Source organism: Actinomadura livida (genome assembly GCF_014648675.1).
Lineage (GTDB): Bacteria > Actinomycetota > Actinomycetes > Streptosporangiales > Streptosporangiaceae > Spirillospora > Spirillospora livida.
This window is the reverse complement of record NZ_BMRO01000031.1, coordinates 1-19,164: the sequence shown is the minus strand read 5'-3', so window position 1 is coordinate 19,164 and position 19,164 is coordinate 1. Positions and strand designations below refer to the sequence as shown.

Sequence of the window (19,164 nt, the reverse complement as noted above, 5' to 3'; positions counted from 1 at the left end):
CCCATCATCGCAGGCCACGGGGCATCCCTTTTGCTGTTCCCGACTCCTGGACGATCATTCACCGGTGGATCGAGGCTAAGAGGGTGTTTGGTCCTGGCTTGTGGTGCTATGCCCTGGTACTCGCGCGTCATGGATTCGGTCCGTCGGCAACACGGGAGTCGTTAGTGTCGGACGAGGCGTGGCACGCATCACCGAGGTTGTATTTGTGACTACTCTTCCGTCTCATCCCAAAATGCCCGCCGACGTCCGATCCGGCGAACACCCCTCACGGTCTGGACTGCCTGACCTGGCGGCCGCGCCCGTGGCCCAGAGGCTCCATCCGGCGTTACGCCCATGCCATGACCCAACGCGCCCGCTACCCCAGCGACCTGTCGGACGCCCGCTGGGAACTGATCGAACCGATCCTGACCGCCTGGCGCGACCGACGCCGCGCCGGGGCCCTGGACATCGGCCGCCCACCCGAGCACGACCTGCGCACCATCATGGACGCCGTCCTCTACGTCGACCGCACCGGCATCCCCTGGCGCTACCCTCCCGCACGACTACCCGCCCTGGCAGACCGTCTACGGCTACTTCCGGCTGTGGCGCGACGATGAGCTGTTCACCCTGGCGTCCAGCACCTTGGACATCTCCGAGACCTGGCTTTTGGAGATGCCCTTGATGCCCATCTGCTCCACCAGCTTGTCAGCAGATAGGACGTGGCGACCACGCTCACCAGGGCCTACTCGGCCCGCCGGCGCCGCTCCAGCAGCCACTCGGGAAAGTACGAGCCGCTGCGCAGCTTGGGGATGGCCAGCTCCACGGTGCCAGCGCGGGCGTCCCAATCGCGGGACCGGTAGCCGTTGCGGCGGTTGACCCGCCCGTCGGAGCGTTCGCCGTAACCGGCACCGCAGACGACGTCGGCCTCGGCCGACATGAGCGCCTCGGCCATCGTCTTGACCATCGACCGCAGCAGATCCGGCTCACACGCCCCGATCTGCTCGGCAATCCACTCGGCAGGGTCCCCACTGTTGTCCACGGCCACCGCGTTCCTCTCCTTCGTTCTTGATCATCCACCTCGAAGGATCTACGCGGTGGCCGCCTCACGTCACGACGCCGCGCTCTTCACCTGCGGAAACTCGCACACCACCCCCCTGGACGCAACCCCCGTCCCCCCGTTTGTTCGTTGTTGGGCGGCCGCGGGGATCAGGAGCAGGACGCGGGATTGTGCATTCCGAGCCGGGGCGCTGCACCTTTCGGCTGCGAGGCCGCACCTACGCCTCGCCCTGTCTGTCACTTCGTCGATGACCAGGCCAGACAGGCTCGAGAACACTTCCGGCGTCCGATCAGACCGAGATATCCAAGTGCGGATGGAGGATTATCCCGATCCACCGCCAGCCCATCTGGTGATGGAGTCGGCTCGCCGAGGCGAGTATCATCCCTCACAAGTGAGGCACGAGCTAAAAGGGCGGGGCAGTGCTGGAAGCAGCCATCGGCACGATCGTAGGAGCGGCGGGCATCGCGATCTCGGTGCTGCTAGGAAGAGGCCAAGCACGCGAGGCCAAGCACCGTAAGAGTATCGATAATTTTTTGCGTGTACGGCACTGGCTGAAAACCCGAGAACAATTACTCAAGGAGACGGCACTTCGCGAATATTCCGATCACAGAGGGGGTGACCCAAATGCGCCAGGACTCTACCGTCCGGAATGGGCGATTGACGAACCCGTTCCTTTGGAGGACCTACGTTTCACCCTTCTTCCCGAACCGGGCAATTCACCACCGCATCTAGACGTATTGAGACGTCACTGGCCATTGGATAGTACTGGAAAGCCTCTCGACCGCTACCACGAGGCGGTCACAGCGTACGACGCTCCCGCAAACTGGTTTAACGGCACGAGTTACCGACTTATGGGCGTGGAGGTTACACCAGAGAAGCATTTAACACTATCTGTTACCACAATGAAATATTGGGACGGTTTCGACTCCTCGGCAGGACTCGTCTTCGAGGCCGCCGAACGATACCGTAGTACGGGAGGTAAAAGCGTGTCCGGGCCGTACCGGCGACGGGTCCGCGACCCCTTCAACTTTACCGGGCGCTATTGCGCGATCGGCTTCGGTGTACTGACCGTGCGGCGCGCACCAAGCAGCTCGACGTTTTTCTTGCATCGCAGGGACGAACGCGTGGCCATCGATACTAATATCACTGGCTTCGTGCCTGCAGGAGAGTTCCAGCCTTCTGATGACTCCAGGCTCTCCCTAGAGACCGATCTTGACCTTTGGCGCGCCATTATGCGCGAATATGCGGAAGAGTTTCTCGGAAAGGAGGAAGTACGACTGCGAACGGGAGCGCCCATTGCTTACGACCGAGAAAGTCCCTTCCGCGAACTCCAGAGGGCACGGCGCCAAGGATCCATCCGCCTCTTTCTGCTCAGCCTACATCTAGATCCTGTCTCATGGCACGCCCAGATTCGGGTGATATGTATAATCAACGCACGGACCTTCGATCGAATTTTTGCCGAAATGGTTTCTAGGAATACCGAGGGTATGCTTGAACTTCCCTCGTTGCACCGTCGATCGGCGGGTCCCTTCCAGGGCTGGCCACTTAACGAGGAAACAGTCGCCCGCTACGCCAGCGATCCCTCTGTCGGTCACAGCACGCGCACATGTATCACCAAAGTCTGGGAACACCGCATAGCGCTCGGCTTGTAACCGTGCGCACCTCGATACGTTAGTTACGTGTTCAGAGTTGGGATTAGTACTCCAGCGGTAAGTCGTGATCTTCAGTGTCTATGGGTCTGTTGTCGCTGGTAGTGGCATGCGCGGGCGTGGGCTTGATGGCGTCGGCGCCAGCGTGACCAGGGGCGGGTGTGTTCGGCGGACGGTGGTGGACCGGCGGTGAGCCGGGCCAATAGGCGTTGGACTTCGGCGAGAGTGAGTGGGATCAGAGCGGGTTCGTCCTGTGGACGGGTGTGCTCGGACACGCTTACCGCATCAGCAGCGCCACGGTGTTGCACCTCACCGGATCCCGTGGGCCTGCACCAACTCGGCGTGGACGCGCGGTGACCCGTAGGTCTGCTGTGAGGCCTGGTGGACGGCGCCGATCAGGTCGGTGAGCCAGGCTTGCCTGATCGCCCGCGCCGAGGGCGGCCGGGACCTGGCGTCGTAGTATCCCGAGCGGGACACGCCCAGAGCCACACAGGCCTGCTTCACGGGGACGCCTTCATCGGCGAGCTCGGTCACGAGCTCGAACCGCCGTTTTGGGGGCACAACCTCCTCAACCGCGGCCGCTGCCTTGGACAAGATCTTGGTCTCTTTCTCCAGCTCCTGGATCCGCTGATTGGCCGCAGCCAGGGCTGCCGACTCCACCGCTGCGGTGGCTGGGCGTCTTGAGGCCTCGCTCGAGGAGATCGCGTGAACGCCATCAGTGCAGGCATGATTCGGCGATGCCGAGCGTTGCCGCGACCTCGCGCCCGTTTCGCCGGGTTTCGACGAGGTCCAGGGTCTTGCGGCGGAACTCGGGCGGATACGGCTTGGGCATGAGGTGGGGGTCCCTTCGATGTCGCCAAGCCCTCAGTCTCTCAACAATCGAGTCCGGAAAACCGGGGGATATCAAGCAGTCCGCGCTGTGGGGGAACCTCAAACATCGACTCAGCATGGGCGCACAGTGATGAACTGTCAGTGCCCGTGTCACCATTCTGGTGTGACCGAGTACGTGCTCACATGCCTCGGTCTGCAGCCGCTTGCAGGCTGGGTGAGCAGCGGGCCTTCCGCAGGATGTGCCAGCCCTTGAGGATCGCGGCGCCCTGTTCGCCGAGCGCTCGGACCTTGGCGTGGTACTGGTTGAACAGCTTCTTGCGTTTGCCGGGCTTGCGGCGCTTCTTGCGTTTGCCGGGCTTGCGGCGCTTCTTGCGCTTGTAGGGGGTGCCGATCGCGCCGTCGGCCCTGACATATGCCTTGTCGGCGTAGCAGGCGATCGCGCGGCTGGTGAGGGCGTGGATGATGCCGTGGGTGCGGGCTGCGGTCAGATCATGTGTCGAGCCGGGCAGCGTGGGCGAGGCCCAGATCAGCTCGCCGTTGGGGTCGGTGAGGAACTGGATGTTCACTCCGTGCCGGTGGTGCTTGCCGCTGTAGTAGAGCCGGTCGTTGGGGCCGGACAGGCGGTCGATCGGTGCGAGGGTGCCGTCCAGGATCACGAACGCCTTGCGCTGGCAGGTCCGTATCGCCTCGCGCAGATCGGGTGCCTGGTCGGCCAGCAGCGCGATGAACTCGGTGACGTAGCGGTGCGCGGTCGCCGCGCCGATCCCGAACGCGGCCGCCAGGCGCGCGAAGGTGTCGTTGCGGCGCAGGTGCACCAGCACCAGCAGCGCCTGGCGCTCGGGGCTCAGCGCCCGCCACCGCGACCCGATCTGGTCGCGGTGATCGCGCACCAGCCCGGTGACGAAGGTCAGGGTCGGACGCGACAGATCCAGCGCGGCACGGTAGAACAGCACGTGAAGCTCCTGTGCGGACAAGGTTGATCTTGGTCGACAACCTCATCTAGCAGGAGCTTCACTCATTCACCGCCCACATTCGCCGCCCGCAACCAGGCTGTGACCTGCACACTCAGGTTGGAGGGTCGGGAGCTGGCGCGGTGGTGTGGTCTGGCGGTAGGGCTCGGGGCCTGTCTTCCGCCGGTTTCCCGGGCGGCTGTGCTTTCCCCGATGACCGTGGCCAGTTCTGCTCCGTTTCCAGCTCCCGCCCGTCAAACCGTGCATGCGGTTCTCCCGCACACGGCTTACCGACGTCGTTCACCGCCGGCATTCGGTCTTTCCCGCCAAGGCTTTCCGGCCCTGGGTGCGACGACGATTCCATACAAGCTGATCAGGCCGAGGTCGATGGGCCGCGCGTTGCTCATGACCCACCATCCGAACTTCGTGCTGCGCCGGTGTCTCTTGCTGACAAACCGCGCCAGCCGCCACTGCGCGAATCTCCTGATCTTGCTGAGACGCTCTGCCGAGTGCCCGTACTTGAAGTACGCCGCCCAGCCGCGAAGAAACCTGTTCAGGTCCTCCGCGATCGTCTCCGGCCGTCGCGGCAGCCTGCTCCGGTCGGTGATCTCCCGGATCCGGTCGCGGGCGTGCCGCATGGCCTTGTCCGCGGGCCAGCGTGCGAGGAACACAAAGCCACGTTTTCCGTTGACGCCTCGGGATCTGACGAGCCGGTGGTGAAAGCCCAGGAAGTCCAGGCCCTGCCCACCGACCTCCAGATGGACGATGCGGGTCTTGGCCGCCTTGGGCTCCAGCCCCAGACCGGCCAGCAGTTCGGTCAGCCGGGCAAGAGCCCGTTCGGCCTGGCTGCGCGACCAGCACATCGCGATCAGATCATCTGCGTAACGGACCAGCGTCCCATCCGCTTCGTCCCATGCCCGGTCGAGCCGGTGCAGATAGACGTTGCACAGGACGGGGCTGATCACCCCGCCCTGCGGGCTGCCGGTGACCTCGCGTCGCACCTGCCCGTCCTGCATCACCCCAGCGCGCAGAATCTGCCGCAGGAGTTTCAACAGGGACCGGTCACAGACGCGTTCCTCGACCGCTCGCATCAACTCATCGTGCGGGATCGCCGTGAAGCAGTCGCCGATATCCGTCTCGACCACCCATCGGCGCCCCTTCGCCTGCTCGTCGATGAGCACTTGCAGGGCGTCATGGGCTGACCGCCGGGGCCGGAACCGAACGAGCAGTCGCGCATGTCCGCCTCAAAGACCGGTTCGAACACGATCTTTAATGCGGCCTGCACGACCCGGTCCCGAACGGCCGGGATCGACAACGGCCGCCATTCGTCCCTGACCCCCGGCTTGGGGATCAGAACCCGACGAGCGGGCAACAGACGATAGCGGCCTTCCCGAAGCTCAGCGGCCACTTCCTCCAGGAGCCGGGCAACCCCGTACTCCTCGACTTCGGCCAGGGTGGTCCGGTCGATGCCCGGTGCGCCGTTGTTCGCGCGCACCGTCACCCACGCGCGTTGCAGGACGTCTCTGCGATAGACCTTGTCCATCAACGCGTGGAACCTGCGTCCGGGATCGGCCTTGGCCGCCCGGTAGAGCACATGCTGCAAGGCTCGGACCGGATCACGCGGCACTGACGGCCGACGCGATCCCGAAGCGGCGGTAATAGCCTGACCGGCACTCACCGGGCCTCCTCCTCAACATCACGTGCATCGACGAAGCAGTGGCCCTTCCCTCACCGCCGGTTGTGTTGTCCGGTCGGCTCGATCAGTACTACGGCCACCTCCGACGCCCTTCCGGCACGCCACCCACTTCCCGAGGTCACCGGTTATAGGGTGCGACGCTCCAGCAACAATTTCCGCAGGTCGCTGGGCCGGGGAGGGCCTCCCCAGTTCCCGCCGCCACTATCGGCACGTTCCGCGCCCCATACGCCGGGGAGTTCCTCACGGCTGCTTCCAGGTTCTTCACCGCTTCCATGGCCTTCACGCCGATTCCGAGAGGCTCGGCACTCCCTTGCCCCACCCTCACAGGCGGGTGAGTAACGACGCCGCAGGCTTCGCTTCACGCTACGGACCGCACCGTCGCTCCCCCTCTCAGGGCCTTTGACGCTGGGCTTCGACCCCGCCCGTTTCCAGACGAAACCGCCAGCCTGCTACCGGGCCTCCTGGCAGCTACCCGGACCGGACTCACACCGGCAAGCGACGACGAGCTTACGAACAAGATCAGCCGCTCACGCGGCATCACCTCCCGTTCTACTGGGTGCACGGAATGGGCTCAGTGCGGCGGCTGCGGATCTTGTCGAAGGCGGCGAGGGCGGTGTCGTCGGCGTCGTCGAGGGTGTGCAGGTAGCGCTCGGTGGTGGAGATCGATCCATGCCCAAGGCGTTCCTTGACGACCTGGAGGTCGGCGCCGCCGGCCAAGAGCCAGGATGCGTGGGCGTGGCGCAGGTCGTGGATGCGGACCTTGGCGTCCAGGTCGGCCTTCTTGAGGGCGGGCTTCCAGATCCGGTTGCGGAACCAGTTGGCCGGGACGTGGCCGTCGGTCTCGCGCCTGCGGGGTTCGCGGGGGCTGTCCTTGCCGTCGGCGCGGCGGCGGGCCCGGTATTCGGCGAAGGCTCGTCTGCAGTGCTCGCAGCGGCACTTGGCGGCGTTGTAGGCGCTCAGGGTGCCGTGCCGGTATCGGCGTCCCTTGGCGTTCTCCTCGGTCCAGCCGAGTGCCTCGGGGTCGAGCGGGGCTGGTCGCTCCTCGACCGCGGCTTCCGGCTGGTAGACGAACAGGAGCCCGTCGGTGCCGAGGTTCTCCTCGATGATGTGGTCTTCGAGTTTGGCGACGATCTGGTCGCTGAGCCGGAAGCGACGCCACTCTTTGTCTTTGGGGTAGTCCTTGACCAGGAAGCGTTTGCCCTCGGGGTGGAACTTCGGGTTGAGCTCCACGACGACGCGGCTGACCGTCAGGAGGCGGGAACGGGTCTTCAGGTCGCGGCCGCGGAGTTCGGTGAGTTCGCCCCAGCGCAGGCCGGTTTCGATGGCGGTTTCGACCAGGAGCTTGGAGTCAGCGTCCGGGAGGGCGTGGTAGAGGTCGTCGAACTGCTCGGGGCTGATGATTTCCAGCGGTTTCTCGGGGACGGTGGGGGTGCGGACTCCTTTGCAGGGGTGGATGTAGGTCACCTGGTCGTTCAGGGCGGTGGTGAAGATGGCGCTGAGGACGACCTTGTTGTAGCGGATGGTGGCGGCGGAGACGCCGTTCTTCTTCATCTGCCTGATCCAGGCGCGGACGTGCTCGGGGAGGATGTCCATCATCCGCATCGCGCCGAACTCGGGCATGACGTGCTTGTAGATCGAGTAGTGGTAGCTCTGCATGGTGGTCGGCTCGACCTCGTGGTTGGGCAGCCAGGTCTCCTCGACGTACTTCTTGAAGGTCTGCCGGCCTCGCTTGAGGTTGAGGTCCCGGCCCTTGCCGACCTCGGCCTCGGCGCGCTGCCAGGCCCTGTCGGCCTCCTTCTTGGAGGAGAACGTCCCCGCCGATGTGATCTTGCCTTTGAGGTCTTCGTAGCAGGCGGTGTAGCGCGGCTTGCCGTGGCGGTCGATGCGCTTGAACGCGTACCCCAACGTCACTCCCCCGAATGATCGTTTGTTAGTCGTTCGTTAGTGGACTCTGCCCCACGGGCCGGGATCCAGGATGACTGCACGTCACGTACTTTAGGCCTCTGACCTGCATGTTCTCATGGATTCGACTGATCACGAAGGAGGCGAGATGAATGCATTTTGGGCACTGGGGGTCAAGGGGTCGTGGGTTCAAATCCCGCCGTCCCGACAGAGTTTATGCAGGTCAGACAGCTATAGCGAAGTCGCTCTGTGGCTCCCCCATGGTGCTCGGGAGCCGCAGCGGGAGCCAACACCCGCAGACGCACGGCCAGAGAGCTGCTTCGTCCCGGTGGATAGATCACGTTAGTCGGAGATGACGTGCCGAGCACATGACCCTGGTCAAGGAGTCCTGACGGCCGTCAAGAAGTCCTGACGGTGCTCAGCTCGGCGCGTCGCATGCACAAGGTCTGCCGCGTCATCAGGGGCGACAAGGTCACGACTTGTGCGCTGGTCAACAGGGCAGCGTCCGTATGAGCGGACGCCAGGTCGCGGTCACGGTGGGCGGCCCCGGCGGTGAAATTGTCCGCAGCCCGGATGACCCAGGCTGCGGGGAGGCGCTTGCTCGACGAGGTCGGGCAGGCAGGGCCTCCGGCCTGGTCGTCTCGATGGGCTCGGTCGGCGCCTGCTTCGATAACGCGGTGATCGAATCGTTCTGGTGCCGGATGCAGGTCGAGCTCCTCCCCCGGCGTCGCCTCGCCCACCACCGAACCCGAGTTCGCCGGACGGTGGCGCACCAGTGCGCACGGCACCAAGATCGCAGCGCCCACCTACTACGCCGCCAAGTCGCGTCCGGCCTCGGCCCCGGACGATCCGTGACGAGTGGCTCAAGACCGAGATCGTCCGCATCTTCGAGGCTAACTATCGGGTCTATGGCGCGCGGAAGGTCTGACGGCAGTTGCAACGCGAGGGGAAGCAGGTGGCGCGCTGCACGGTTGAGCGCCTGATGCGCGAACTCGGCCTGGCCGGCCGCGACGCTGCAGAACTCACCGCCCTGCCCGATCACTCACCGGGCACGGCCTGGTGCCAGAGATGCTCGCCGGACCATTGGCCAGTATCCACGACCCCCCTCCGGGCCGGGGCGATGCTGTTCGCCTACTTCGCCGCGATGGCCGAGAGCGAACGCGAGAACATCCGCGAAGCCACCCTCGAGAGCGTGAGTCCTGACCGTGCTCCTCATAGCGGCACCCCTACAATCCCGAAGGTGACCGCCTACAGTGATCTTGATGCGTTCGGAGACCTCGACGCCTCCGCTCTGCCCCCGCGCCAGCAGCGGATCCTGGCCATGATCCGGGACTGGGTGGTCAAGTACGGGTATGCGCCGAGCACGCGCGAGATCGGCGACGCCGTCGGCCTGCGGTCGTCGTCATCGGTGTCGCGCCACCTGGCGAGCCTGGAGGACAAGGGGTTCCTGCGGCGCGGCACCGCGCTGTCGCGGCCGATCGACGCGCGCGTGTTCCTGCGGCAGGAGTCGCCGCGGGAGTCCTCCGACGGTCCGGTAACCGTGCCCGTGGTCGGGCACATCGCCGCCGGCATCCCCATCCCGGCCGAGGAGCACGTCGACGACACGCTGATGCTGCCCCGCGAACTCACCGGGCGCGGCACCGTCTTCGCCCTGCGCGTGCGCGGTGACTCGATGATCGACGCCGCGATCTGCGATGGTGACCTCGTCGTGGTCCGCCAGCAGCAGGAGGCCCACTCCGGACAGATCGTCGCCGCCATGATCGACGGCGAGGCCACCGTGAAGGTGTTCCGCCGCCGCAACGGCCACGTCCAACTCGAACCGCGCAACCCCGCCTACGACGTCATCGACGGCGACAAGGCCGTCGTACTCGGAATAGTCATCTCAGTAGTCCGTCGCCTCTGAACCGGCGGAGCCACCGGCGCCGCACTCCCCGACAAGACCGCGACGCAGGGGACCTGCGGGAAGGTGCACAAGCGCTTTTCTGGGAGGACCATGGTGATAACCCGTCGTTCACCCAGGTGCAGAGGTCTTTGGCCAACGTTCTCCGGCACTTCCCGTAGCCGGCGAAGGGCGTGCGTTTCATCAAGAGTGTGCGGATGCCATTTCGGCGTGTTGAAGAGCGGTGTTCTCGGCTCTGATGCGGGTCCTGAGGAGGCCCAGGTTCACGATGGTGAAGAGCAGGGCGGTGAGCCAGCAGGTGTGCACCAGCGGAAGGGCGATGCCCTCGGCGACGACCGCGACGTAGTTGGGGTGGCGCAGGCGGCGGTAGGGGCCCCTGTCCACCAGCGGCAGGGACGGAACGATGATCACCCGGGTGTTCCACCGCTTGCCGAGCGTGGCGATGCACCACCAGCGCAGCCCCTGCGCCAGGACGGCCACGCCCAGCATCGACCAGCCCAGGACCGGGATGAAGGGACGGTCGAGCAGCCACGCTTCCAGCAGCGCGCCGCCCAGCAGGCCGACCTGGGCGGCAACGATCCACGGGTAATGCCGGCGCCCGTACTCCACACCGCCCCTGCTCCTGGCCCAGGCCTCATTACGACGCGCGACGATGAGTTCGGCGATCCGTTCGGCTCCGACGAGGGCTATGAGCAGCGTGAACGCGATCACGGGTTCACCAGCGCAGCAGAAGTAGCTCGGCGGAGAACCCCGGTCCGAGCGCTGTCAGCAGCCCTGTCTCGCCCTCCGGCGGGCGACGCCGTTCGATCGTCTCCTGCAGCACGTTGAGCACGGAGACCGACGACAGATTGCCGACGCTGTGCAGGGAGTCCCAGGTCAGGTCGAGCTCGCCCTGGTCGAGGGCGAAGGCCTCGGCGATCTTCTCGATCACCTTCGGCCCGCCGGGGTGGCAGACCCACGAGGACACCTCGCCAGCGGACAGACCGTGCTCGCCGAGGAAAGCCGCCACGTCCTCGGCCAGCGTCGCCTCCACGTGGTCGACCAGGTCGGCGGCCAGGACGATGCGGAAGCCGTGCTCGCCCACGTCCCATCCCATGAGCCTCGCGGTGTCGGGATACAGCTTGCTGCGGGTCGCGACGATCCGCGGCCCCCAGCGGCCCGGCCCCGGCCCGTCGGTCCCCCGGTCGCCGCCGACCGCCACGACGGCCGCGGCGCCGTCCCCGAACAGGCCACTGGCCACCAGGTTCGCCAGCGAGTCGTCATCGCGCTGCGCCGTCAGCGAGCACAACTCCACGCAGACCAGGACCGCCACCTGGTCCGGCCACGCGCGCAGATAGTCGTACAGCCGCGACAGCCCCGCGGCGCCGGCCGCGCACCCCAGGCCGAAGATCGGGACCCGCTTGACGTCGTCCCGCATGCCCAGGCGCTGGACCAGGGCGGCGTCCAGCGAGGGAGTGGCGACACCGGTCGAGGAGCAGAAGACCAGCTGATCGACCTGCGACGCGCCGACCCCGGACGCCTCCAGCGCTCCCCGGACGGCCCGCTCCCCCAGCGACAGCGCCGTATCGACGTAGGTGTCGTTCGCGGTGGTGAAACCCTCGAGATTCGCGTACTTCTCGATCGGCAGCGCCAGGTACCTGCCCCTCACCTGGGTAGCGGCGTGGAACCGCTCCACCACCCGCCGGTCAGCCCCCGTCGCCCCGATCACGGCCTCGGTGATCCGATGCTGGTCGTAGTGATGTTCCGGCAAGACGGTCTGCACAGCCGCTACGCGCACAACTCCCCCTAAGCTCCTTCTCTCCGCCCCCTTCCCCACCAGCGCGGCATGTACCGGTACTCGGCGATAACTCGACTGCGTGCCCCGCCTCCAGCAGGTCTACCAGGCGACCGTTGGGGCGTTCGATCGCGACCGGCACCTCCTCGGGGTCGCCGTACTTGGCCAAGCGCCCGCACCAGTTGGGCGATTCCGTCCGCCGAGTGCTTGATAGTGAACTCGGCCACGATCTTCCCTGCCTCGTTCATCACGCACACGGCATGTTCAGCCGCGGGCCCAGTCGATCCCGACAAAGAACAACGCCTCACCCACTGCAAGCGACAACCCGAACTCCTCTGATGGCAATGAGATCGACTCGGCGAGGAGGCCGGTTCACGGGTGGTCACTAAGCGGCGCTCTACGGCGCATCTCCCTGTCGCCGTTCTACGGCCCCGGGGGAGGACCGAGGGCGGCAGTGTGTAAGCGGCCGTTGTCCGGCGACCACTCCAGGCCGTCACCTCGGTCCCCGCCGAGTCTCTTCACCAAGCACAGCGGTGCCCAGCGAGAGCCATGGTGCCCTAGTGACCACTCCGCTGGACGTGACCCTGGCCGACGCCTCCTCGGCTGCTCTGGGAGGCGAATGAGCCTGCGTCGACCGTTCGGGTCAGCGGGAAGCTTCAGGTGCAGATACCAGTTGTCATGCTGCCGACCAGGCATCAGCTTCGAGTAGGAGCGGCGCAGGGTTGCCGGTCTCGGGGTACACGCGACCGCATCGCCGGTCCACCTGGCTGGCACTCGTCGAATACTCCAGCCGCGCTCGGAGATCTCGGTGCCGCTGCGCAGCCGGGCGAACAGGTCGATCGCCTCGCCGCCGGTCAGGTTGGGTCACAGGTCCATATCGCCCGGGATGTAGGCCATGCAACGGTGCGTCATGACCGGGTCGTCCTAGGCGTCGCCGCCCAGCAGCCGGACCCGTCCCCCAAGCAGGTGTGTTAGTTAGTAACTTTTGTTAGTCTCTAACATGTGGGGTTGCGGGAGTCGAAGCGGGAGCGGACGCGGCGGACTATTCAGGAGCGGGCCCTGCGGCTGTTCCTTGAACGCGGGTTCGACGCGACTACGGTCGCTGAGGTCGCTGAGGCCGCCGACGTGTCGGCCATGACGGTGTTCCGGTACTTCCCTACCAAGGAGCACCTGGTTCTGCAGGACGAGTACGACCCGGTGATCGCCGATCGTGTCCGGCGCCGGCCGGCCGGGGAGCCGCTCCTTCGGCGGATCGCTCTGAGCATCCTGGACGGCCTGGACGATCTGCCTCCCGACCCGCAAATCCTGCTCGCCCGCACCCGGCTGATCCTGGACACCCCCGCGTTGCGCGCACGGGTTTGGGAGAACAACCACGCCACCCAGCGGGCCATCGCGGCCGCCCTGCCGGACGAGGACCCGTTCGCGGTCCAGGTCGCCGCGAGCGCGTGCCTGGCCGCCGCCACCACCGCGATGACCCGCTGGGCCGAGGCCGGCGGCCGGCTCGACCTGCGCGCCGTGATGGCAGAGGCGCTGGAGGTGATCGTCCAGTGATCGAGACGAGCGCGCTCACCAAGCGCTACCGGCGCACGACCGCCGTGGACGGGCTCACCCTGCGCGTCGAGCCCGGGCAGATCTACGGCTTCCTCGGCCTCAACGGCGCAGGCAAGTCCACCGCGATCCGGATGCTGCTCGGCATGACCCGCCCGACGAGCGGCACCGTGCGCCTGCTCGGACGGGACGAGCCGGACTGGAGCCGGGTCGGCTACCTCGTCGACGGCGCCCACGCCTATCCCGGCCTCACCGTTCGCGAGAACCTGGAGATCACCCGTCGGCTGCGCCGCGAACCCGACCCCGAGGCCGCCGACCGCGCCGCCGACCTGCTCGGGCTGACGCCCTACCGCGACCGGCGCGCCGGAACCCTGTCGCTGGGCAACGCCCAGAGGCTGGGGCTGGCCAAAGCCGTTCTGCACCGTCCCGACGTGCTCATTCTGGACGAGCCGGCCAACGGGCTGGACCCGCTCGGCATCAGGGAGCTCCGCGGCATCCTGCGCCGCCTCGCCCACCGGGAGGGCACGACGATCCTCGTGTCGAGCCATATTCTCGCCGAGGTCGCCCGCACCGCCGACCGCATCGGCATCATCGACCGGGGCCGCATGCTGACCGAGTTCGCCGCCGCCGACCTGCCCCGCTGCACCTGCGACGCCGAAGACCTGGAGGACGTCTTCCTGCGCCTGCTCACCGGCGACCGGCCGGAGGCGGCGGCATGAACGCCGCGCTGAAGACCGAGACCGCCAAGTTCCTGCGTTCCCGCGCCCCTTGGGCAACCGCGGCGGCGTTCCTGCTGCCGGTGGCACTCGCCGCCATCTTCGTCGGCGCCTCCGGCACCCCGCCCCTGGACGAGAAGTCCCAGGCCCTGGGCATCACCCCGGACTGGCCCGGCTTCCACTCCGCCCTGATGCAGATCGACGCCGCGGGCGGGTTCCTGCTCTTCGGCATCCTGGTCACCTGGATGTTCGGCCGCGAGTACAGCGACCGCACCGTCCTCGACCTGCTCGCCCTCCCCACCTCCCGCACCTCGATCGTCCTCGCCAAGTTCACCGTCACCACGGCCTGGCTGATCCTGCTCGCCGCCTTGCAGACCGCCGCGTGGGTCGCGACCGGGATCATGCTCGGGCTGCCCGGCACCCCGCACCGAGGGCTGGCCGAGCTGCTCATGCTGCTCGCCCTCACCGGTGCCCTCGCGCTCCCGATCGCACTGGCCGCGAGCGCGGGCCGCGGCTACCTGCCCGGCATCGCGGCGACCGTCGCGCTCCTCGTCTGCGGTGTCGCCGCCGCGATACTCGGCGCGGCCGCATGGTTCCCGTGGGCCTTGCCCGCGACGGTCGGCGGCCTTTCCGGCGCGGCGTCCCGCCCGCTCACCGCCCCGGCGATCGCCGCCGCGACGGCGGCGGCGGGCATCGCCGCCACGACCCTCTGGTGGCGGCGGGCCGACCACTAGAGCGATCTCACGGGCGGGAGCCGCTTACATCTGGTCCCACAGGCGCCGTTCCTCCGGGGAGGGAGGGGTCTTGCACATGCACTCCGGATGGCCCGGGGGAAGGTCGGCGGACGCTGCCGGGTCCGGTGGAACGCACCACGGAGGCAGCGGATACCCGAAGAAGACGCACCACCCGCATCCGACGTCGTACATGAACCGATCAAGGAACCGCCGCAGCCGGTGCCGGTCCGCCATCGGTGACCTCCGCTGTTTCCGATCTTCATGGGCCGGCCGGTCAGGTGATGCCGAGCTCGCTGTCGATCATGGAGAACATCTCCTCGTCGGTGGCCGACTCGATCCGGGTGCGGCCGTCCTCGGCGCCGTTCCCGCCGGTCAGGCCGGCGAGGACCTCCTGGAGCCGGGCGGTGACCGCGGCGCGGGTCCCGTCGTCCATGCCGGAGAGGGCTACGTCGGCTTCGAGTTTGGCGAGCGTGCCGAGGACGGCCGCGCCGGGCTCGGCCTCGTCCGGGGACAGCCGCGCTGCCAGATACCGGGCGAGCGCGGTCACGTTGGGGTGGTCGAACACGACCGTGGACGGCAGGCGCGTGTCGATGACGGTGCCGAGCCTGTTGCGGAGTTCGACCGCGGTGAGCGAGTCGAAGCCGAGGTCCAGGAACCCGCGTTCGGTGTCGATGCTCTCCGGCGTCGTGTGGCCCAGCACCGCGGCGGCGTTGTCCCGCACCGTCCGCAGCAGGCGGTCGAAGCGGTCCTCCGGGGTGAGACCGGCCAGGTGTCCGGCGGAGAAGGCGGCCTCGAGCCGGCGCCCCGCCCCGTCGGCGGGTCGGACGAGCGTGTGGAAGAGCCTGGGCAACGTCGCCCTGGGCTGCCGGCGCAGCGCCCGCATCTCCAGGCGGACCGCCACCAGCAGGGCCTCATCGGTGGCCAGGACGGCGTCGAACAACGCCAGCGCCTCCCGGGTGGGCAGGGGCAGGATTCCCGAGCGGCCGAGCCTGGACAGGTCCGGTCGGTCGAGGCCCCGGGTCAGCTCGCTGGTGTCCTCCCACAGCCCCCAGGCCACCGACGTGGCCGGCAGGCCGCGGGCCCGGCGCCAGGCGGCGAAGGCGTCCTCGAAGGTGTTGGCCGCCGCGTAGTTGGCCTGGCCCGGTGCCCCCAGCACGCCCGCGCTCGACGAGAACATCACGAAGGCCGACAGGTCATGGCCCCGGGTCAGCTCGTGGAGGTTCATGACGGCGTCCACCTTGGGACGCAGCACCCGCGCCAGCCGGTCCGGGGTCAGCGAGCCGACGACGGCGTCGTCCACCGTCCCGGCGGTGTGGATCACCGCGGTCAGCGGATGGGGCTCCGGTATGGCGGCGATCACCTGGGCGAGCCGGTCGCGGTCGGCGGCGTCGCATGCCGTGATCTCGACATGCGCGCCCGCGGCGTCCAGTTCGGCCCGCAGTTCGGCCGCGCCGGGGCTGGCGGGTCCGCGCCGGCTGGTGAGGAGCAGGCGGCGCACCCCGTGCTCGGCCACCAGGTGCCGCGCCACCAGGGCGCCGAGGGTTCCGGTGCCGCCGGTGACCAGCACCGTGCCGTCCGGGTCGGGCGGCGCGGGCACGGTGAGGACGATCTTTCCGACGTGCCGCGCCTGGCTCATGAACCGGAACGCCTCCCGTGCCCTGCGCACGTCCCAGGCGCGCACCGGCAGCGGGGTCAGGGTGCCGCGTTCGAACAGCTCGCTGAGCTCGGCCAGCATCTCGCCGATCCGGGCGGCCGGTACGTCCGCCAGGGAGAACGCCTGGTAGGCGACTCCCGGCCATGCGTCGGCGACCTCCGCGGCGTCGCGGACGTCGAGCTTCCCCATCTCGATGAAGCGCCCGCCTCGCGGCATCAGCCGGAGCGAGGCGTCGACGAACTCGTGCACCAGCGAGTTGAGGACGACATCGACGCCCCGGCCTCGCGTCTCGTCCATGAACCGCTGCTCGAACGCGGTGTCGCGGGACGAGGCGATGCGGGCACCGTCGATTCCCGCCTCGCGCAGCACGTCCCACTTGCGGGGGCTCGCCGTCCCGTACACGCGGGCGCCCCAGTGCCGGGCGAGCTGCGCGGCGGCCATTCCGACGCCGCCGGCTGCGGCGTGCACCAGGACGGACTCCCCGGATTCCAGGCCCGCCAGGTCGGCCAGCCCGTAGTAGGCGGTCAGGAACACCGCCGGGACGGCGGCGGCCTGCTCGAACGACCAGCCGGACGGTATCGGCGCCACGACGCGGTGATCGGCCACCGCCACCGGGCCGAAGGTGCCCGGGAACAGGCCCATGACCCGGTCGCCGACACCGACGCCGCGGACCTCCGGGCCCACCTCGGTGATCACACCGGCGGCCTCGCTGCCGATGGCGCCCCCGTCCTGGTGCGCGCCCAGCGCGATCAGCACGTCGCGGAAGTTCAGGCCCGCCGCCCGGACGGAGACCCGGACCTCGCCCGGTTCCAGGGGCCGGAGCGCTTCCGGGGCGGGCACGAGGGACAGGCTCTCCAGGGTGCCGCCGGGGCCGGGTGCCAGTGTCCAGGCATCCGCGCCCTCCGGAAGTGACAGCGTGCCCGGCTGCGCGGCGGTTCCGCGGACCAGCCTCGGGATCCTCGCCTCGCCGCGGCGCAGCGCGATCTGCTCCTCTCCTTCCCCGGCGGCGGTCGCGAGCGCGGCCGGCAGCGACCGGAGAGACCCCTCGTCCCCGTCGAGATCGGCGAGCAGGAAGCGGCCGGGGTTCTCCGACTGCGCCGAGCGGAGCAGGCCCCAGACCGGTGCGTGCGCCATACCGGCCACCTCGTCGTCGGTGCCGCACGCCACCGCGCCGGACGTGACCACCACGAGGCGAGCGTCCTCGAAGCGCGGTTCGGCCAGCCAGTCCTGGACCAGCCGCAACGCCTCGGCTGCGGCCCGGTGCGCCTCGCCCGCCGGGTCGTCCGCGGCCCCGGTCCTGGACGGGCAGGACGCCAGCACGAATCGGGGAGCCTCGGACTCCGGGTGGCGGGCCAGATCAGCCAGATCCGGGTGGGTCCACACCTTCACCTGAGCGGTCCGGAACGCGTCGCTCAGGCCCAGCGGATCGTCGCCGACCAGGGCCCACTCCCCCGGTGGCAAGACGCCGGGCATGCCGAGCGGGTGCCAGGCGACCCTCAGCAGCCGGTCGTCCCGCCGCGCCATCCGGCCCACCAGGCTCTGCGCTGCGACCGGCCGTACCGCGACGGACTCCGCCGAGGCCACCGGACGCCCAGTCGGGTCGGTCATCGTCAGTGATACGGCGTCTTCACCGGTGGGTGCGACGTGCACGCGCAGCGAACGGGCCCCTCGCTGGAGCACCCGGAGGCCCGACCAGGCGAACGGCAGGCGGAGCCGGTCGGTCCCGTCGTCGGTGAAGTCCAGCAGGGCGACCTGCAGTGCGGCGTCCAGCAGTGCCGGGTGGATCTCGAAGGCGTCGGCCTGCTCCGCCTGGTCTTCGACCAGGCTCACCTCGGCGTACAGGTCCTCGCCGCTCCGCCATGCCCGCTCGACCCCTTGGAACGCCGGGCCGTAGACGTAGCCGCGCTCGGCCAGGCCGTCATAGAAGTCGGCCGTGTCGAGCGGGTCCGCGTCTGGGGGCGGCCACTCGCGCGGGGCGGGCGGCTCGTCCGCTGTGGCGGCGGGCGCCAGCAGTCCCTCGGCGTGGCGTGTCCACGGCGCGTCGGCGGAGTTCCCGAGCGTCCGCGCGAAGACACCGACCGTCCGGGCGCCTCCGTCGCCGGGAGCGCCGACCCGGATCTGCAGCGCGACCACGGCCTGCTCGTCCAGGACGAGCGGCTCCCGCAGCGTGATCTCCTCCAGCCGGTCGCAGCCGAGCCCGCGGCCCGCCCGCAACGCCATCTCGGTGAACGCTGCGGCCGGCACCAGCGGCGTGTCCCTCACCCGGTGATCGGCCAGCCACGGTTGGGACGACAGCGACAGGCGACCGGTGAGCACCACTTCCTCGTCGTCGGCCAGACTGAGGGACGCCCCCAGGAACGGGTGACCGGTCCCTTCCAGCCCGAGCCCCTCGGCGTCACTGCGGGCCGCCCCGCCGCCATCGAGCCAGTACCGCTGCCTCTGGAAGGCGTAGGTGGGCAGATCCACCGGCGGTGTGGGGCGAGGGCCCGCGATGGCTTCGAGGATGTGGGTCCAGTTGACGTGGGTGCCTTGGGTGTGGAGGGTGGCGAGGTTGGTGAGGAGTCGGGTCCAGGTGGGGTGGTCGCGGTGGAGTGTGCCGATGGCGACCGCGGTGGTGTCGGTGGTGTCGAGGGTGTGCTGGATGGGTGTGGTGAGGGTGGGGTGTGGGCTGGTTTCGATGTAGGTGGTGTGGCCGTTGGTGGTCAGGTGGGTGATGGTGGGGTGGAAGTGGACGGTGTTGCGGATGTTGTCGTACCAGTAGTGGCTGTTGAGTT

General features: G+C 68.3%; 15 protein-coding genes and 2 pseudogenes. 7 read left to right on the top strand and 10 right to left on the bottom strand.

Annotated elements, in window-relative coordinates; all coding sequences use genetic code 11:
* The first annotated feature begins 338 nt into the window (after positions 1–338).
* On the top strand, positions 339–596 hold the full coding sequence (locus IEZ03_RS36840; RefSeq protein ID WP_221480758.1) for a transposase: 258 nt from the start codon (positions 339–341) through the stop codon (positions 594–596).
* Here IEZ03_RS36840 and IEZ03_RS36835 read toward each other — a convergent pair.
* Positions 585–1,024, bottom strand: a pseudogene (locus IEZ03_RS36835) (transposase); the annotation flags it as partial. The gene IEZ03_RS36840 and the pseudogene IEZ03_RS36835 overlap by 12 nt on opposite strands.
* Before the next feature lie 431 nt (positions 1,025–1,455).
* Here IEZ03_RS36835 and IEZ03_RS36830 point away from each other — a divergent pair.
* Complete coding sequence (locus IEZ03_RS36830; protein ID WP_184885405.1) at positions 1,456–2,688, top strand: hypothetical protein; 1,233 nt, start codon at positions 1,456–1,458, stop codon at positions 2,686–2,688.
* A 306-nt stretch (positions 2,689–2,994) separates the two neighbouring features.
* Here IEZ03_RS36830 and IEZ03_RS36825 read toward each other — a convergent pair whose 3' ends face one another.
* From IEZ03_RS36825 to IEZ03_RS36810, 5 genes are all read right to left on the bottom strand, one after another.
* Positions 2,995–3,345: a hypothetical protein gene (locus IEZ03_RS36825; protein ID WP_184885407.1), complete on the bottom strand. Its 351-nt coding sequence runs from the start codon at positions 3,343–3,345 to the stop codon at positions 2,995–2,997.
* Between the two features lie 350 nt (positions 3,346–3,695).
* Positions 3,696–4,469 carry a transposase family protein gene (locus tag IEZ03_RS36820; protein ID WP_184885409.1) on the bottom strand — a complete coding sequence of 258 codons (774 nt, stop codon included), beginning with the start codon at positions 4,467–4,469 and terminating at the stop codon, positions 3,696–3,698.
* Positions 4,470–4,753: 284 nt separating this feature from the next.
* Positions 4,754–5,647, bottom strand: coding sequence for a reverse transcriptase domain-containing protein (locus IEZ03_RS38425; RefSeq protein WP_229808825.1), 894 nt, complete (start codon positions 5,645–5,647; stop codon positions 4,754–4,756).
* Positions 5,557–6,069 carry a reverse transcriptase family protein gene (locus tag IEZ03_RS38420; RefSeq protein WP_229808824.1) on the bottom strand — a complete coding sequence of 171 codons (513 nt, stop codon included), beginning with the start codon at positions 6,067–6,069 and terminating at the stop codon, positions 5,557–5,559. Before IEZ03_RS38420 ends, IEZ03_RS38425 begins: the two co-directional genes overlap by 91 nt.
* A 642-nt stretch (positions 6,070–6,711) precedes the next feature.
* Positions 6,712–8,073, bottom strand: a complete 1,362-nt coding sequence (locus IEZ03_RS36810; RefSeq protein ID WP_229808823.1) for a tyrosine-type recombinase/integrase — start codon at positions 8,071–8,073, stop codon at positions 6,712–6,714.
* A gap of 832 nt (positions 8,074–8,905) precedes the next feature.
* On the opposite strand from IEZ03_RS36810, the pseudogene IEZ03_RS36805 reads away from it, so the two are divergent.
* Both IEZ03_RS36805 and lexA read left to right on the top strand, forming a co-directional pair.
* Positions 8,906–9,070, top strand: a pseudogene (locus IEZ03_RS36805) (IS3 family transposase); the annotation flags it as partial.
* A gap of 225 nt (positions 9,071–9,295) precedes the next feature.
* The gene (gene lexA / locus IEZ03_RS36795) at positions 9,296–9,967 is read left to right on the top strand and encodes a transcriptional repressor LexA (protein ID WP_229808826.1); all 672 of its coding nucleotides are present in this window, start codon (positions 9,296–9,298) and stop codon (positions 9,965–9,967) included.
* 180 nt (positions 9,968–10,147) lie between these two features.
* On the opposite strand, the gene IEZ03_RS36790 is transcribed toward lexA, so the two are convergent.
* Together IEZ03_RS36790 and IEZ03_RS36785 are read right to left on the bottom strand one after the other, a co-directional pair.
* Complete coding sequence (locus tag IEZ03_RS36790; protein ID WP_184885411.1) at positions 10,148–10,675, bottom strand: isoprenylcysteine carboxyl methyltransferase family protein; 528 nt, start codon at positions 10,673–10,675, stop codon at positions 10,148–10,150.
* A gap of 4 nt (positions 10,676–10,679) precedes the next feature.
* Positions 10,680–11,780 (bottom strand): type III polyketide synthase, encoded by a 1,101-nt coding sequence (locus tag IEZ03_RS36785; RefSeq protein ID WP_268248594.1) that lies wholly within the window; start codon positions 11,778–11,780, stop codon positions 10,680–10,682.
* Between the two features lie 960 nt (positions 11,781–12,740).
* Between IEZ03_RS36785 and IEZ03_RS36780 the strand changes: the two genes are divergently transcribed.
* The 3 genes from IEZ03_RS36780 to IEZ03_RS36770 are packed head-to-tail and all read left to right on the top strand — an operon-like array spanning position 12,741 to position 14,736.
* The gene (locus IEZ03_RS36780) at positions 12,741–13,289 is read left to right on the top strand and encodes a TetR/AcrR family transcriptional regulator (protein ID WP_373293735.1); all 549 of its coding nucleotides are present in this window, start codon (positions 12,741–12,743) and stop codon (positions 13,287–13,289) included.
* Positions 13,286–14,005, top strand: a complete 720-nt coding sequence (locus IEZ03_RS36775; RefSeq protein WP_184885415.1) for an ABC transporter ATP-binding protein — start codon at positions 13,286–13,288, stop codon at positions 14,003–14,005. Before IEZ03_RS36780 ends, IEZ03_RS36775 begins: the two co-directional genes overlap by 4 nt.
* Entirely contained in the window at positions 14,002–14,736 is a 735-nt protein-coding gene (locus tag IEZ03_RS36770) for an ABC transporter permease (RefSeq protein WP_184885417.1), read from the top strand. Before IEZ03_RS36775 ends, IEZ03_RS36770 begins: the two co-directional genes overlap by 4 nt.
* A gap of 24 nt (positions 14,737–14,760) precedes the next feature.
* Here IEZ03_RS36770 and IEZ03_RS38940 read toward each other — a convergent pair whose 3' ends face one another.
* On the bottom strand, positions 14,761–14,928 hold the full coding sequence (locus IEZ03_RS38940) for a DUF6059 family protein (protein ID WP_373293736.1): 168 nt from the start codon (positions 14,926–14,928) through the stop codon (positions 14,761–14,763).
* 82 nt (positions 14,929–15,010) lie between these two features.
* A partial coding sequence (locus IEZ03_RS36765) for an SDR family NAD(P)-dependent oxidoreductase (protein WP_189241279.1) occupies positions 15,011–19,164 on the bottom strand: 4,154 nt, incomplete at its 5' end.